Origin of the sequence: Heliomarina baculiformis (genome assembly GCF_019966545.1) — a bacterium.
GTDB classification, from domain to species: domain Bacteria; phylum Pseudomonadota; class Alphaproteobacteria; order Rhodobacterales; family Rhodobacteraceae; genus Heliomarina; species Heliomarina baculiformis.
In genome coordinates, this window is sequence record NZ_JAIMIC010000002.1 from 318122 (window position 1) to 333413 (window position 15292).

13 protein-coding genes are annotated in these 15292 nt (G+C 65.3%); 1 reads left to right on the top strand and 12 read right to left on the bottom strand.

From position 1 onward, the window contains the following. Positions 1 to 82: 82 nt before the first annotated feature. Complete coding sequence (locus tag MF268_RS05165; protein WP_238369830.1) at positions 83 to 526, bottom strand: MarR family winged helix-turn-helix transcriptional regulator; 444 nt, start codon at positions 524 to 526, stop codon at positions 83 to 85. An 84-nt stretch (positions 527 to 610) separates the two neighbouring features. Between MF268_RS05165 and MF268_RS05170 the strand changes: the two genes are divergently transcribed. Beyond that, entirely contained in the window at positions 611 to 1054 is a 444-nt protein-coding gene (locus MF268_RS05170) for a hypothetical protein (RefSeq protein ID WP_238369831.1), read from the top strand. Between the two features lie 228 nt (positions 1055 to 1282). On the opposite strand, the gene MF268_RS05175 is transcribed toward MF268_RS05170, so the two are convergent. From MF268_RS05175 to MF268_RS05225, 11 genes are all read right to left on the bottom strand, one after another. Next, on the bottom strand, positions 1283 to 1453 hold the full coding sequence (locus MF268_RS05175) for a hypothetical protein (RefSeq protein WP_238369832.1): 171 nt from the start codon (positions 1451 to 1453) through the stop codon (positions 1283 to 1285). Between the two features lie 122 nt (positions 1454 to 1575). Further along, positions 1576 to 2526, bottom strand: coding sequence for a homocysteine S-methyltransferase family protein (locus tag MF268_RS05180; protein ID WP_238369833.1), 951 nt, complete (start codon positions 2524 to 2526; stop codon positions 1576 to 1578). Positions 2527 to 2702: 176 nt separating this feature from the next. Continuing rightward, on the bottom strand, positions 2703 to 6413 hold the full coding sequence (locus tag MF268_RS05185; protein ID WP_238369834.1) for an AAA family ATPase: 3711 nt from the start codon (positions 6411 to 6413) through the stop codon (positions 2703 to 2705). 169 nt (positions 6414 to 6582) lie between these two features. Further along, entirely contained in the window at positions 6583 to 6984 is a 402-nt protein-coding gene (locus MF268_RS05190; RefSeq protein WP_238369835.1) for a hypothetical protein, read from the bottom strand. A 3-nt stretch (positions 6985 to 6987) separates the two neighbouring features. Next, positions 6988 to 7500: a GNAT family N-acetyltransferase gene (locus MF268_RS05195; RefSeq protein ID WP_238369836.1), complete on the bottom strand. Its 513-nt coding sequence runs from the start codon at positions 7498 to 7500 to the stop codon at positions 6988 to 6990. A gap of 221 nt (positions 7501 to 7721) precedes the next feature. After that, complete coding sequence (locus tag MF268_RS05200; RefSeq protein ID WP_238369837.1) at positions 7722 to 8663, bottom strand: ABC transporter permease; 942 nt, start codon at positions 8661 to 8663, stop codon at positions 7722 to 7724. Beyond that, complete coding sequence (locus tag MF268_RS05205) at positions 8660 to 9712, bottom strand: ABC transporter permease (RefSeq protein WP_238369838.1); 1053 nt, start codon at positions 9710 to 9712, stop codon at positions 8660 to 8662. The genes MF268_RS05200 and MF268_RS05205 overlap by 4 nt, the downstream gene beginning before the upstream one ends. Continuing rightward, on the bottom strand, positions 9702 to 11243 hold the full coding sequence (locus MF268_RS05210) for an ABC transporter ATP-binding protein (protein WP_238369839.1): 1542 nt from the start codon (positions 11241 to 11243) through the stop codon (positions 9702 to 9704). The genes MF268_RS05205 and MF268_RS05210 overlap by 11 nt, the downstream gene beginning before the upstream one ends. Beyond that, positions 11240 to 12610: an amidase gene (locus MF268_RS05215; protein ID WP_238369840.1), complete on the bottom strand. Its 1371-nt coding sequence runs from the start codon at positions 12608 to 12610 to the stop codon at positions 11240 to 11242. Before MF268_RS05215 ends, MF268_RS05210 begins: the two co-directional genes overlap by 4 nt. A gap of 76 nt (positions 12611 to 12686) precedes the next feature. Next, on the bottom strand, positions 12687 to 13679 hold the full coding sequence (locus tag MF268_RS05220) for a BMP family protein (RefSeq protein ID WP_238369841.1): 993 nt from the start codon (positions 13677 to 13679) through the stop codon (positions 12687 to 12689). Positions 13680 to 13857: 178 nt separating this feature from the next. Continuing rightward, positions 13858 to 15150 carry an amidohydrolase family protein gene (locus tag MF268_RS05225; RefSeq protein WP_238369842.1) on the bottom strand — a complete coding sequence of 431 codons (1293 nt, stop codon included), beginning with the start codon at positions 15148 to 15150 and terminating at the stop codon, positions 13858 to 13860. Between the last annotated feature and the right edge of the window lie 142 nt (positions 15151 to 15292).

A 15292-nucleotide genomic window follows, 5' to 3' on the forward strand; every position in this document is an offset into this window, starting at 1 on the left:
AGGCTCTCGAGGTCAGATTTGAGCCCATGGTGAAAGGTTGTGCCCGGGGCGCTGTGATTACTTTTGCTTGGATTCGGTTTCCCTATCTCCGCGCTGTTCCCGGTGGCTTGGTTTTGATGACCTTCTGGATCAGGGCGATGAACTGGCGCTTTTCATCTTCGGTGAGACCTGCCAGTCGCATTGCGTTCTCTTCCTGGGCCGCCGCGATGGCCGGGTCGCGCAGGTTGCGGGCGCTGTCGGTCAGCCAGATTCGCTGAGCCCGCCCGTCGTTCGCATCCTTCTTGCGGACGATCAGGCCGTCTCGCTCCATCCGCGCCAAGGTATTGGCCATTGTCGCCTGTTCGATGTCGAGCCGCTCGGTAAGCTGCTTCTGGGTCAGACCGTCCGTCTCCCAGAGTTCGAGAAGCGCTGGAAACGTGCCGGTGGTCAGGCCCAGAGGCTTGATCCGCGCGGTCAGGCCTTGCGCGAAGATGCGCGCCATGTGGTTCGCGAGATATCCCGCCGACTGGTCCTTCGAAAACGTCATAGGGAAGTCTTACCACTTGCATAGCCCGCTATACAACTGATACATAGCTAGCTATACAAATATCACCAGACAAGGAATTTCGTCATGTCGAAAACCATTCATCCCATCGCCGGGGCTATAGCTCTGATGACGATTTTGAGTTTCTGGCTCTCTACCGTCTGGTCCGAGACCTTTGCCGGAGAACAGGCTGTTACGACGGTCAAGTCTCTGATTCCCTACGGTTTTTTCATTCTGGTTCTTGCCCTGATGGCCGCGGGCGGCTCGGGGTTCCAGTTAAGCAAGAAAATGCGCGGCCCGCTGGTCAACGCCAAGGAAAAGCGGATGCCTTTCATTGCGGCCAATGGCATCCTGATCCTGATCCCCTCGGCATTGTATCTGTCTTTCAAGGCACAGGCGGGGACGTTCGACATGGCTTTTTACGGGGTGCAAGTGATCGAGTTGGTTGCGGGTGCGGTCAATATCACCTTGCTGGGGCTTAACATGCGCGATGGGCTGCGCCTGTCGCGCAGACGGACGGCCCGTGCTTGAACCTGTGCGGAACAGGGTTCTTTACGAGGCGGCGGAGCGAAGCAGATTTCGACTTATATCCCGGAGGCGGTATCGTTCGCCTCCCGTCCAACACAGTTTGCATACGCCCCAATAAATAAGGTCGGGCAGGGGGCTGCCCGACCTGGGAGTATTTCGGCCCGTCCGGGGTTCGCGAACGGGACCGCCTTTGCGGCGGGTCCTTGCGGGGCCTGCCGGATATCCACCGCCCTATAACTCGAGGCGCGAGGCCAGTTTTGACAACCAGACCTGGTCGAGCGGGGAAACGCGATGCCGCCTGAGGTGATCGCCCGCCGGGCCGCGCAGGACGTTGACCCTGCGGCGGTCACGGGGAGGCAGTTTGCGGGCGGCGAGATCGCCAAGGGTAATGGTGATTTTCATATGTCTTCTCCAATTCTTCATGGTTTAAAAGTTTTCGTCATTAAATTTGCTCGGCCCGGCAGGGTCTGCCGGGCCGGTCGGTATGCCCGCGCGCGAAATAACGCGCGGGAATGGGGACCCGGTCAGGCCGGAACGGCCGAAAGGTTCGAGGCCGCGATGCAGGTCACATGCCGGTGGTCGGTACCGCAGCACCCGCCAAGGACCTGCGCCCGGGGCAGAAGCCGACGGAGTTCGGCGTAGTCGCGGCCCAGCTCCTCTGGGTTGCCGGGATCGAGCTCTTCCGCCTCGTCCAGTTCCGCGTGGCTGAGGCGCGAGGCATTGGCACGGATGCCGCCGATGCGCTGCAGCCAGCCCTTGTCGCCGGTGAGACGGTCACGGAAATGATCCGGGTGGGCGCAGTTGACCATGAAATAGGCCGCGCTTGATCCGGTTTCCGCATCCGCCGACAGGATCGCCTCACGCAGGGGCGTCCCGTCGGGCAGGTTGCCGTCGGTTTCCACCGTGAAGGATGGAACGCAGGGCATGCCGGCCTTATCGGAGGCGCGGATGATGCCCACTGCCTCGGCCACGGTGCTGAGGGTGAAGGCAGCGATCATGTCGGCCTCGCTCCGGGCGAACCATCCGATCTGTTCCTCGTGATAGGCCTCGGATTCCCGGGCGGTCATCGCGAGATCGGGACGGTAGCCATTGCCGCGCGGGCCGAGATTGCCCGAGATGACGATCGGCTGGCCAAAGCTCGATTCCTTTCGCAGGTCGGCCAGCATCGCGATGGCGCGACGGTTCAGCCGTTCGAGATCTGCCGGACAGTGACCGATCTGCTCGCCCCAGTCGCGGCTGGCCCGCCATGTGGGCGCCTCGAGGATGAAGCCGGTGTCGTGCTTTTTCGCGATTTCGAGGTGCTGGCGGTAGTAGGCGCGCAGCGAGTCCCGGCCCTTGTCGGTTTCCAGAAGCGTGTAGGACGCGAACAGCGGAAGGTCGTAGCCTTCGTTGAAGATCAGGTGGGTTTCCAGACCGCTGTCGGTGAGGAAAATCTCGTCTTTCAGTTGCGGCAGATCGTGGCGGTACATGGCCATGATGGTTTCTCCTTTTCGGGGGGCGCTGCGTCCGTTTCTGCGGAGAGACGCCCAGGCTTCTATGGGAGAGTGATGCCTTCGATGCGTGAAAACCGTGATTTGCGCAGCGTCAGCCTGGCGTGAAAACGGCGGGGTTTGTTGTGAAAAGCGGATGTTTTATGCTGAAGTTCGGCTTTTCAGGCGGAGAGTCGGCTGGTTTTCTCGGAGCCTTCGATCTTGTCCAGAAGGGCTCGAATGCGGGTTTCGTCCGGGGCAAGGCCGTGGGTTTCGGCGAGCGTCAGCGCGACCGTCGCCTGATCGAGCGCCAGTGTGTGGTCCTTGGCGGCAAGCGCGATGCGCGACAGGACGATGCGCAGCCGCAATTCGTGCCGGTAGAGCGATTGCGCCTGGATCGGGGGAAGCAATTTCAACGCGCGGGCCTTTGCCTCATCGGTGTGACCCTGAAGCAGGAGTCCTTCGGCCAGCGCGACGGCGACCTGCGAATGCAGCACGTAATCTTGCCCAAGTTCGGCGGCGCGGGCTTCGACCCGGCGCAGCAGGTCCATGGCGCGGTTGATCTCGCCCGTGGCAAGAAAGATTTCCGCCTTGGTGCCGGTGCGCCAAATGGTCGAGGCCTGAAAGATGGCGTCGGCGCGTTCCGTGTCGCGCTGGGCTTCGTCCAGTTCGCCCTGCAGCAAGTGGATTTCGGCCCGGCTGAACCGGGCGTGCTGGCGGTCGGCGGGGCGGGCGCTTTCGTCGGCGATGCGGATCGCCTCGTCCACGCAGTCATGGGCCTGATCGAAACGGCCGCTGAGCGCGTAGACGGCGCCGAGGTGGCCGAGGTACCAGACCGCGCGCGTTCCAAGGTGGTCGCCGCGCACCATGCGGTTTTCGCGGGTCCAGTAGGTCAGATCGGGTTCAAGCGTGTCGATGGCCGACGTGGCGGCGCATTGGACGCGAAGCGCCTGACCACGGGCAAGCCGGGCCTCGGCGGCAAGATAGGGATCGCCGTAGAGCTCCGCCTGCGCGGCGCAGCGGCTGGCGGTGGAGAGCGACTCGCGTACGAGGCCCAGCGTGCTTTCGGCATAGCTGCGGTGCAGCAGAACCCGGCCAAAGAGTCCGGGATCGCCGATCTGCTGCGCCATGTCCTCGGCCTCGCCCAGGACCCGTTCGAGTTCCTGCCTTTCGCCCAGCAGCATCAGTGCCGGGCGCAGGCGAATGCGGGTTTCGATGCCCGTGCGCAGCGTGTCCTCGCTGGCGGGCAGGTTGTTCAGCGCGACGATGGCATCGTTGTAATGACGCCGGGCGGCCTGAAAGATCGACAGGTCATGTGCCCGGTCGCCAGCGATGCGCGCATATTTCGCGGCGGTCTGCCATTGCTCGCCCAGCAGGGCGTGGCGGGCGAGTGTGCCGGCCATCGTGTCGGAGGCGGTATCCTGATCGCCCGAGAGAATGCCGACGGCTTTTTCATGCAGGGCTTTGCGGGTGCCGCGCAGGATGCTTTGATAGACCACGTCGCGGATCAACGCGTGGCGGATGTACCATTCGCCGGGGCGGCGCCCGCGATAGAGCATCTCGGCCGAGGTCAGCGCCTGAAGCGCGTCGCGGAACTGGGTGGCGGGCATGTCGGCCAGCGCTTCGAGATGGGTTTCGGAAACCTCGGCGCCCAGCACGCTGAAGGCCTGAAGCAGGGTGCGGGGGGCGTTGTCGAGCCGGTCGATACGGGCGGCGATGACGCCGCGCACGGTGATCGGTACGTCGAGATCTTCGAGCGGGCGCGTGACGATATGGCCGTCATAGCCTTGGACCAGATCGCCCTTGGCCTGCAATTCGCGCAGGACTTCCTCGATGAACAGGGGGATGCGCCCGGCGTGGCTGGCCAATGCGCTGCGGATGTCGGCATGTTCGGGCGCATCGCCGATATGGGCGGCGATCAGCGCCTCGGCCTGCGACTGTTCAAGCTCGTCCAGCATCAGGACGTGGACATGGCTGCGACTGGACCAGTCGGGCTGGAATTCGGGCCGGGCGGTGCCTAGCAGGAGCAGCCGGGCCGCCCCGAGCGTGCCGACAAGCTGAGCGAGCACCTCGCGGCTGGCGCTGTCGATCCAGTGGAGATCTTCGAGGACCAGCACCAGCATATCGTCCTGCGCGATGTCCGAGAGGATATAGCCGATGGTTTCGACGATGCAGTGGATCTGCTGGCTGGGGCCGAGCGCTGTCCAGTCGCCTCCGGTCCGGCCGTCGCCAGAGAGCACCGACACGCCGGTGCGTACGAGATCGGGCAGCGCCTCAGGCAGATCGGGCAGGCCGTTCTGCGCACGACCCGAGCGCCATTCGCGCACCAGCATTTCCGGCAGGCGATAGGTGAAATCCACGTCATGTGCGGTGAGCCCAAGCCGTAGCGTCCGCGTTCCGGGCGGCAATCTGCGCTGGAATTCATGGGCCAGCCGCGATTTGCCGATGCCCGGCAGGCCCGACAGCAGCGCGACCTGCGCATGGGTCGAGGCGCGTTTGAGAAGGTCGCTCAGCACGGCGACCTCGATAGCGCGGCCCTGAAAGGGGGAAAGGTTACGGCTGGCCAGCACGTCCCAGCCGGTGCGGGCGTCGGTTTCGCCTTTGAGCGCACTGACGGGAAGCGGGCCGGAGAGACCGGGGACGGTCACCGGGGCAGGGTTGGCGAATTCGAACCAGCCTTCGGCGCCGAGACGGGCGGCGGCGCTGAACAGGCATTGGCCGGGAGGTACCGTGGCGGCAAGGGCGCGCGCCGTCATGGCCACGGGACCAAGGAAGGGATTATCGGGTGCCTGCGCGCCCCGCGCCGGGGTGACGACCAGACCGGAATGGGCGGCGAGCGCGGCATCCTGATTGATCTCGAGCAGCGCGAGGGCGGCTTTGCCCGCGTTCACGGCGTGGTTTTCGGCCGTGCCGCTGAGGCCGAAGAGACAGGTCAGGCCGCTGGCATCTGCGTGGACGACACGGCCGCTGTGGCGGTCGATGAGAGCGGTCATCTCGGCATACCACGAGCTGTCGAGTTCCTGCGCAAGCTCGGGGTCGACATCCAGCGCGGGCGCGGGCAGCGCCAGGCTGAGCGCGGTGGCGACGCGCCGCTCGAACTGGGGGTTTTCGTCGGGCGGCGGGGCGGCGGGTTTGGTGGCCGGGGGGGCTTCAGTCTCCGCTGGCGGGGCGGGGGCGTCGGCCGGGCTGTCCTGACCGGCGCGGATTGACTGGAAGAGGTCCGTGGTTTCCTGTTCCGGCGCGGTGGCGAGCTCGGTGCGCAGCCGGTCGGCGAGGTCGCGATAGGTGGCGATGGCCGCGTTGCGCCGACCCTGCCGCGCGCAGGCGAGCATGACAATGCGGCTGCTCAGCTCGTCATAGGGATCGACGGTAAGACAGCGGCGGGCGACGGTCTCGGCTTCGACAAAACGGTGTCGGTCGATCAGCGCCTGCGCCCGGGCTTGCGCCTTTTCAAGGGCGAGGCTGCGCAGTCGGGCGCGTTCCTCGGTGAGCCACGCTTCAAGCGCCTCTTCGCGCGGGTCGTGACCGGCAAGGAAATCGCCGCGCCAGATGGTTTCGATCTCGGTCTCGCCGGGGGCGAGGAGCAGGGCCAAGTCGCTGTCGAAGCCTTGGGGGTCGAGCCCGACGAAACGGATATCGGTCTGCAGGATGTCCTTGTCGGCACCGAGGGACCGGCGGATCTGGTAGACGGCCTGCCGCAGCGAGGTCCGCGCCTGTTCTTCGTCCCGACCGGGCCAGAACAGAGTGGAGAGGCGTTCTCGGCTGTGTACCAGACCGGGTGACAGCGCGAGGAGCGCGACGAGCAGTTCCGCACGCCGGGTCGGCAGGCGCAGGCGGGTATCGCCGCGCCAGAGCTCGAATTCCCCGAGTAGGTTGACCTTGATCCGGCTCATGTCTTGTCTTCAATGCCTGGTCGAACGGGGTGTCGCGCCCGCCCGACGGTTAGCGAATGTGTTATGTCAGAAAATTGATGGCCCGTTATGGCCGCTTTGGTTCAGCCGATCAAGAATCCCGTGATCACGCGCGTAAATGGGCGCGTCGGGGGCAGGATTTCAGGGCGTTTCAGGCCGCTTTTGCTTGAATGTTGCGCTGCACAGCAAGCGCGAGCCGGTCGCCCGGCCAACGGTCGAGATGCGCCGCGATCTGCTTTGCGTCAAGCTGCGCCGCGAGGATGGACAGGTGCGAGAGCGTGCGCCTGTCCCCGGTCAGGGGGCCGAAAAGCCGAAGCAATGTGGGACCGGCGGCCTTGTCACAAGACGCGAGGAGATAGCTTCGCGCGGCATGAAACAGGATACAGCCGGGGCTGAGACGCAGCGCCTGCCGCAGCAGGTCATCGGCGGTGTCCGGATCGCTTTGCAGGCTTTCGATGGCCCGGTCGAACAGGGCGACCGAGGCGTGTGTAGCGCCGTGGATCGCCCAGCCGTCGCGCCCGCGCACGGGTTGCGTCGGTAAGAAATGTCCCATGACCTAGCCCTCGTCTTGCGAGCTTGGTGCAGGTCGCAACCGGGCCATCACATGGGCGTCGGCATAGGCGCCGTCGAGAAAGACGAAATCCTTCATCGTGCCTTCGATCCGGAACCCGCGGCTTTCGTAAAGGCGGATGGCAGAGGTATTGCTGGTCCAGACAAAGAGCTGCAGGCGCCGGATCTGAAGCCAGCGGTCGGCCATGTCGATCATCCGGTCGAGCAGTTCCTGCCCGACGCCTGCGCCCCTGTGATCGGGGTGGGTGGCGATCATCTCGACCTCGGCCACGTGCCAGTGGCGCGGGAAGTCGGGATATGTCACAAGCTCGCCATAGCCCGCTACGGCACCGTCGCGCAGGGCGACCATCTTGTAGGTGCCGGGCACCTCCTTGATGCGCTTTTCGACCCAGGCGCGGGGTTCGACCGGCAGTCGCATGGTGCCGCGATTGACGTGATCGGACTGGCAGATCTCGATCACCGCATCGAGATCGTCGGGGCGGACGGATCGGATTTCCATGCCTGATGCGGCTCCTTCGGGGGACAGGTTTCTCGTTACGAATACCATCTGAATTCTCCAGCGTCATTGGCGCATCCGGGCGGGCTGATTCCCGGCCGATTTCGGGCCGCCTACGCCTGGGTCGTGAAAACGGCAGCGTATGGCGCGTGAAAAATCACGCGTTTCCGACCGTGAAAGGCCGGAAACTGCTGGAAAATTCGCTCCGATGGGAGAGGCGGGGCTTAGCGCTCGCCCCGCCGATAGGGTTGCATCAGCGCCTGCGGCACCCGCGCGCGGCGCGCCATCAGGATCAGGGCGACGATGGAGAGCACGTAGGGCAGCATGAGGAAGAGCTGATAGGGAACGCCCTCGACCACGGTTTGCAGGCGCAGCTGGTAAGCGTCGAAAAACGCGAAGAGCAGGGCGCCGAGCAGGGCGCGGGCGGGCCGCCACGAAGCAAAAACCACCAGCGCCACGCAGATCCAGCCGCGGCCCTGGATCATCGTTGGGAAGAAGGAGTTGAAGGCGGCGAGGGTCAGGAAGGCGCCGCCCATGCCCATCAGCGCGGAACCGGCCATGATCGTGCCGATACGCAGCCAGATCGGGTCGATGCCCTGCGCGTCGACCGCATGGGGGTTTTCGCCCGCCATGCGGATCGCGAGGCCCAGCGGCGTGCGGTAAAGCACCCATGCGAGCAGCGCCACCATCACCAGCGCCAGGTAGGTCGGCGCGGTCTGGTTAAAGAGCACCGGGCCAAGAAACGGGATATCGGCCAGCAGCGGGATTTCCAGCGGGCGGAACGGTTCGACAGTGGGGGGCGAAGAGGCGGTGGGTACGGCGAGGCGGAAGACGTAATAGGAAAAGCTCGACGCGAAGAGGGTGATGCCGAGGCCCGTCACATGCTGGCTGAGACCCAGCGGCACGGTCAGCAGCGCGTGGAGAAAGCCGAACATCGCGCCGCCGAGTGCTGCGACCAGCATGCCGGTCCAGAGATCGCCGCCGGAATAGACCGTCAGCCAGCCAATCATCGCGCCAAAGGTCATGATGCCTTCGATGCCGAGGTTGAGTACCCCGACCCGTTCGCAGAGCAATACGCCGAGGGTGCCGAGGATCAGGGGCGTGGCGATGCGCAGGACCGCCTCCCACATGCCGACCGAGGCGAGGATATCGAGAAAGACGCTCATCTGCGGATCCTGTATTGAGCGAGAAAGATCGCCACCAGCATGGTGAGCAGCGACAAGGCGACGGTGACGTCGGCGATGTAGGAGGGGATCGAAAGGGCGCGCGACATGCTGTCGGCGCCGACAAACATGACCGCCGAGAATAGCGCTGCGCCGATCACGCCGATGGGGTTCAGGTTGGCGAGCATGGCGATGACGATGCCGGAATAGCCGTAGCTGGGCGACAGGTCGGTGGTGACGTATCCCTTGACGCCCATGACCTCGATGGCGCCGGCCAGACCGGCCAGACCGCCCGAAAGACAGGCGACCGCGATCAGCGTGCGGCCAAGCGGAACGCCGGCAAAGGCGGCGGCGCGCGGGTTGAGACCGGCGGCGCGGGCGCGCATGCCAAAGACGGTGCGGGCCTGAAGCCACCAGACGGCGATAGACATGGCCAGCGCGATCAGGAGACCAGCGTGCAGACGGGTGCGCTCCATCAGCTTGGGCAGGATGGCGCTGTCGGGGACCGGCACCGATTGCGGCCAGCCGAAGGCGAGCGGGTCTTTCATCGCGCCTTCAATCATCAGCGAGACAAAGAGCACGGCGACAAAGTTCAGCAGTAGCGTCGTCACCACCTCGTCCACGCCGAACCTGAGCCGCAGACCCAGCGGGATCAAAAGCAGGATCATGCCCGCGATGGCACCAACGGCAAGGCAGAGTACGATGGAGATCGGCGCGGGCAGGCTGGCCATGATCGGCAGCATCCCGAGCGCGGGCACGGCGAGCGCGCCGAGATAGAGCTGGCCCTCGCCGCCGATGTTCCAGAGCCGCGCGCGGAAGGCCACGGCGGCGGCAAGCCCGGTGAGGATCAGCGGCGTGGCTCGTGTGAGGGTTTCCGACAGTCCGAGGCGAGAGCCGAAGGCGCCCTTGAGGATCAGCCCGTAGGCACGGATCGGGTTTGCCCCGGCGATGGCGATGAGCAGGCCTGCCACGACCAGCGCGGCAAGGATCGCGCCGATGGGGGCCAGCACGGTGAGTAGGCGGGAAGGGTGGTCGCGGCGTTCAAAGCGCATGCGTGTTCTCCGCTTCGATGGCCTCGGCGGCGGACCAGTCCCCGGCCATCATCAGCCCAAGCAACTGGGCATTGGCGCGCTCGGCGGGGATCGCGGGCGAGAGCCTGCCGTTTACAATGGCGCGGATGTTGTCGGAGAGGGCGATCACTTCGTCGAGATCCTCGGAGATCAGCAGGACGCCCGCACCACGGCCCCGCGCTTCGAGGAGGCGTTCGTGGACACCGGCGATGGCGCCTTCGTCGAGGCCCCGGCTGGGCTGGGCGGCGACGAGGATATCGGGCCCGGCTTCGAGCACCCGGCCAAGGATCAGTTTCTGCATGTTCCCCCCGGACAAGAGCCGGATGCGGCCATCGACGGTGGCACCGCGCACGTCATAGCCCTTGATGATGTCTTCGGTCGCGGAGCGAGCGGCGGCGCGGCGCACCACGCCGCGCCGGGAAAAGTCGGGCGACCAGATGCGTTCGAGCACGGCATTTTCCCATGTGGCCATGTCGCCGATGGTGCCCTCGGCGTTGCGGTCCTCGGGGATGCGACCGATCCCGGCGGCGATGGCATGGGGCACGTCATGGGTCGCCACGGTCTGGACCTTAACTAGTAGGGCGCCGGAATCCGGGGCCATCAACCCCGAGACCAGCCCGGCGAGCGTAGTCTGTCCGTTGCCGGAAACGCCAATGATGCCGAGGGTTTCGCCCGCGCGCAGCTTGAAGCCGATGCCTTGCAGCGATGCGCCGCCCTTGCCGCGGACATGCAGGTCGACCCCTTCGAGCAGCACCGCGCCGGGGGTCGCAGGCGGTCGCGCCGGGCGTTCGACCTTGCGGCCCACCATCAACTCGGCCAGTTCCTCGCGTGTGGTATCTGAAGTGCGCCGTTCGGCGACGACCTTGCCGCGCCGAAGGACTACAACGCGGTCCGATGCGGACATAACCTCATGCAGCTTGTGGCTGATGAAGATGAGCGACAGCCCTTCGCCGGTCATCTGTCGAAGGGTGGCAAAGAGGCTTTCGGCCTCTTGCGCGGTCAGGACGGCAGTGGGTTCGTCGAGGATCAGGATACGGGCATCGTTATAGAGCGCCTTGAGAATTTCGACGCGCTGGCATTCGCCGACCGAAAGGTCGGAAACGCGGGCGTCGGGGTCGACCTTTAGCCCGAAGCGGGCGGAGAGATCGACCAGCTTTCTGCGTCCGGCGGCCCGGTCCGAGCGCAGCTTCCACAGGGGTTCAGTACCGGTCATGACGTTTTCCAGAACCGTTAGGTTCGGGGCCAGTGCGAAATGCTGATGCACCATGCCGACGCCCGCGCGGATCGCGGCGCGGGACCGGCCGGGGGGCAGTTCCTGACCTTCGACGCGAACGGTGCCTTCGTCGGCGGTGTAATGGCCGAAAAGGATCGACATGAGCGTCGTCTTGCCAGCGCCGTTTTCGCCCAGAAGCGAGACGATCTCGCCCTTGTCGAGATGCAGCGAAACATCTTCGTTCGCGGTGACATGGCCGAACCGCTTGGTGATGCCGGAGAGTTCAAGGACAGGGGTCATGCAGGATTTCCAAAGAGCGGGATCGGGTGTTGCCAACGGTTTTCGGCTTCCAGCGTGGCACCTAGGGACAGCAGTTGCAGGTCGCCGCCGAGGGGCGCGATGAGCTGGATCGGCAGGGGCAAGCCATTGGCATCGCTGCCAAACGGCATGGTCAGCGCCGGTGCGCCGGTGATATTGGCGAGCGCCGCGTATGGGGCGAAATCGTCCATGCGGCCCAGATGGGCGGCGGTGTCATCGTGATCCATCGGGAAGGAGCCAAGCGGCAGCGGGACCGAGGAAAGAATCGGTGTGAGCAGGATATCGACCCGGTCGAAGAGGGTCCAGAGCTGGTAGGCAGCGGTCGCGCCTGCCTCGGTCGCGGACCAGAGATCGGTGGCTTTCATCGACAGGCCCTGTTCGATGAAGGCCTGGGTCAGTGGTTCGGTCAAACTGGCGTCGAGACCGTTTCGGAAGAGTGTCGCGAGGTTGGCCGCGATGATCCGTCCGAAGGCGCGGGCCGAGATCTCGCGAATTTTTGCGAGGTCGCTGGCGGGGATTTCGACGATCCGGTGACCGGCGGTTTCGTATACGCGCGCGGCCTCGGGGAGGATTTCGGCTCGGTCGGGGGTTATGTTTTCTGCTGCGGTCAAAAGGCCGATGGTCAGGGGGGCTTCGGTTGGGCGTTGTACCGGTGCGAGAGAGAGGCCGCGTGGATTGCCGGTGAGGCAGGGCCAGAGCGCCTGCGCGTCGCGGATCGTGCGGGTGATGGCGAATTCGCTGGCGATGCCACCGAGATGATTGCCGAAGCCGGGGCCGCCGGGGATGGCCCCGCGCGAGGGTTTCAGCCCGATCAGCCCGCAGCAGGCGGCGGGGACGCGGATCGAGCCGCCCGCGTCCGTGGCATGGGCGAGAGGCACGATACCGGCGGCAACGGCGGCGGCGCTGCCGCCCGAGGAGCCTCCGGCGCTAAGATCGGGATTCAGCGGGTTGCGGCAGATCGGGCCGGTTGCCGGTTCGCTCGAAAGCGCCAGGCCGAATTCCGGCACGGTGGTCGCGCCGAAAGGGCGGAACCCGGCGGCGCGGAAACGGGCGGCAAGATCGCTGTCGGCTGCGCCCTTCATCCGGGCGAGGGCGGCCGATCCTGCGTGCATGGGGATGCCTGCGAAAGGCCCGCCCAGATCCTTGACCAGCAGCGGTACGCCCGCGAAGGGGCCATCGTTGGCCGGGGCCGGGTCATCGGGGGCGATCCAGCAGGTGGCGCCGAGGTCTTGGACCGCGTCGGCCCGGCTCCGGGCCGCGCGCATGGCGTCATCGGCGCTCAGGCTGCCATTGGCGATGTCTTTGGCTAGGCCGAGCGCATCTTCCATGTCGTGACCCGTGTCTTTCACGCCGGGCACCGGTAAACATCCTGCCCCAGAAAGGGGCAGGATCTTTGCATATGCCGGAAGGATCCGGCCATTGCGATCAGGCCGGTTCGTCGAAGTTGCGCGGTACTTCGAATTCGCCTGCCTTGATGGCGGCGCGGACCTCTTCCATCTTGGCAACCGCATCCGCCGGGGCGACGCCATCGACATAGGTGATGTCGTTGCCGCCGTCTTCCATCAGGCTGAGCGGCGTGTAGTTCTTGCCGACCGGGTTGCCGCCAGTGGCATCGGCCAGCGCGGAATCGAGCAGCGGACGGAAGGACCAGAGTGCGTTGGCAAAAACCGTATCCGGGTAGCGCGGCGTATAGTCGATCAGAGAGCCGATGGCCTTGATGCCGCGTTCCTGCGCCGCGTCTGCCGTCCCGATGCGTTCGCCGAACAGGATGTCGGCGCCGCTGTCGATCTGGGCGAGACCGGCTTCGCGTGCTTTCGGCGGATCGAAGAAGGTGCCGATGAAGCTGACCACGTGGTTGACGTCGGGGTTCACCGCTTTGACGCCATCGGCAAAGCCGTTGATCAGCATGTTGACCTCGGGGATCGGGATCGCGCCGACCGAGCCGACGGTGCCGGTTTTGGTCATCGCACCGGCGAGCATGCCGCAAAGATAGGCCGCTTCCCAGTTCCAGGTGCCGAAGACGCCGAAATTGTCGCCCGCCGCTTCGCCGGAGGAGCCCATGAGGAAGGCGGTATCGGGATAGTCGCCGGCGACGGTGCGCGCTTCGCGTTCGACCGCGTAGGATTCGCCGACGATCAGCACGTTGCCCGCCTCGGCATATTCACGCATGGCGCGGGGATAGTCGGTGCCGGAGACGCCTTCGGAGAAGGTGTATTCGATCATGCCTTCGTCGTTGGCGGCGACCATGGCCGCGTGCAGGACCGAGTTCCATGCGTTTTCGACGGGGGAGGCGTGGATGCCTGCCACTTTGACCGGACCGGACTGCGCGCGCAGGATCGACGGGGCGAAAAGCGTGGAAGCGCCGAGGGCGGCGCCGGTGCCGAGAAGGCGGCGGCGGTTCATGAGAGTGGGTTTCATGTCAGTTTTCCTTGTCCCTGTTCGCCCCCTGCACAGCATCGGGCGTTTATGATTGCCTGTGAAATGGCATGGCAGAAGTCAGCATGCCGAAGCCGGTTCCTGTCAAGGCTACGGGTCACCGCGGACGGGGACCAGCCTGTGCAAGTGCCGCTTTAATGGTCATTTTCTGACCATTTGGTCAAGAAGCGTTTACCGGCGCGTAATCGGCCGGGTCGACGGTTTCGGGGCGGCCGTCGAGCGAGAGACGGCTGTGTTCCGGAGCGGTTTCGGCAATGACCTTGCCCCTGCGGATGACCTTGAGCCGGTTCGGGCGCAGGCGGATCGCCTCGGTCACGTCTCGGGCCTGCAAGAGTACCATGTCGGCGTGGCAGCCGGGTTCCAGCCCGTAACCGTCGAGCCCCATGATCCGGGCGGAATTCACCGTGACCGCGTCAAAGAGCGCGCGCTTGTCTTCGATCGAGCCCATCTGCGTGGCATGGACGGCCATATGGGCCACGTCGAGCAGGTCGCCGGTGCCCATCGAATACCAAGGATCCATGACGCAATCCTGCCCGAGGCCGAGGGGAATGCCCATTTTCATCATCTGCGGGATGCGGGTGAGACCCCGCCGTTTCGGGTAGGTGTCGTGGCGACCCTGCAGCATCATGTTGATGAGCGGGTTGGGGATCGCGGCCATGCCGGATTCGGCCATCAGCGGCAGCAGCTTGGAGACGTAGTAATTGTCCATCGAATGCATGGATGTCAGGTGCGACCCGGCGACCCGTCCCTGAAGCCCGAAGCGCACGGTCTCGGCGGCAAGGGTTTCCACGTGGCGGGACAGCGGATCGTCGGTTTCGTCGCAATGCATGTCGACCATGAGGCCCCGGTCGGCGGCGAGGCGGCAGAGCGCTTCGACCGAGCGGGCGCCATCCGCCATCGTGCGTTCGAAATGGGGGATGCCGCCGACGATTTCCACGCCCATGTCGAGAGCGCGGGTCAGCGCCGCTTCGGCCTCGGGAGCCCGGTAATAGCCGTCCTGCGGGAAGGCAACGAGCTGGAGATCGAGATAGGGCGCGACAAGCTCGCGCACTTCGAGCAGCGCCTCGGCGGTGACGAGCCGGGGGTCGGAGACATCCACGTGGCTGCGCACGGCGAGCAGCCCCTTGGAGACGGCAAGATCGCAATAGCGGATCGCGCGTTCGATCAGGGCCTCTTTGGTCAGGGTCGGGCGCAGCTCGCCCCAGAGCGCGATGCCTTCGAGCAGGGTGCCGGAGCGATTCATCCGGGGCAGGCCGAGCGAGAGGGTCGCATCCATGTGGAAATGCGGATCAACGAAGGGCGGGCTGACCAGCTGGCCTGCCGCGTCGATGGTTGCGGCGGACTCGCCGTCGATGCCCGGTTCCACGGCGGCGATGCGCCCGTTGCGGACGGCGATATCGCAACCCTTACGCCCGTCGGGCAGGGTGGCGTTGCGGATCAGAAGGTCGAACATGGGAAATCCTGTCTTAGCCTGTTGGGGCTTCTTTTAGGTCAGCCTGCCGGGGCTGTCATCCGGTGAGGCGGATTTTCCGGGAGAAACAGGGGATTGGGTGCATGTGAGGCCGTTTTTTTGGGGGGGGCGCTGCCCCCGTCCG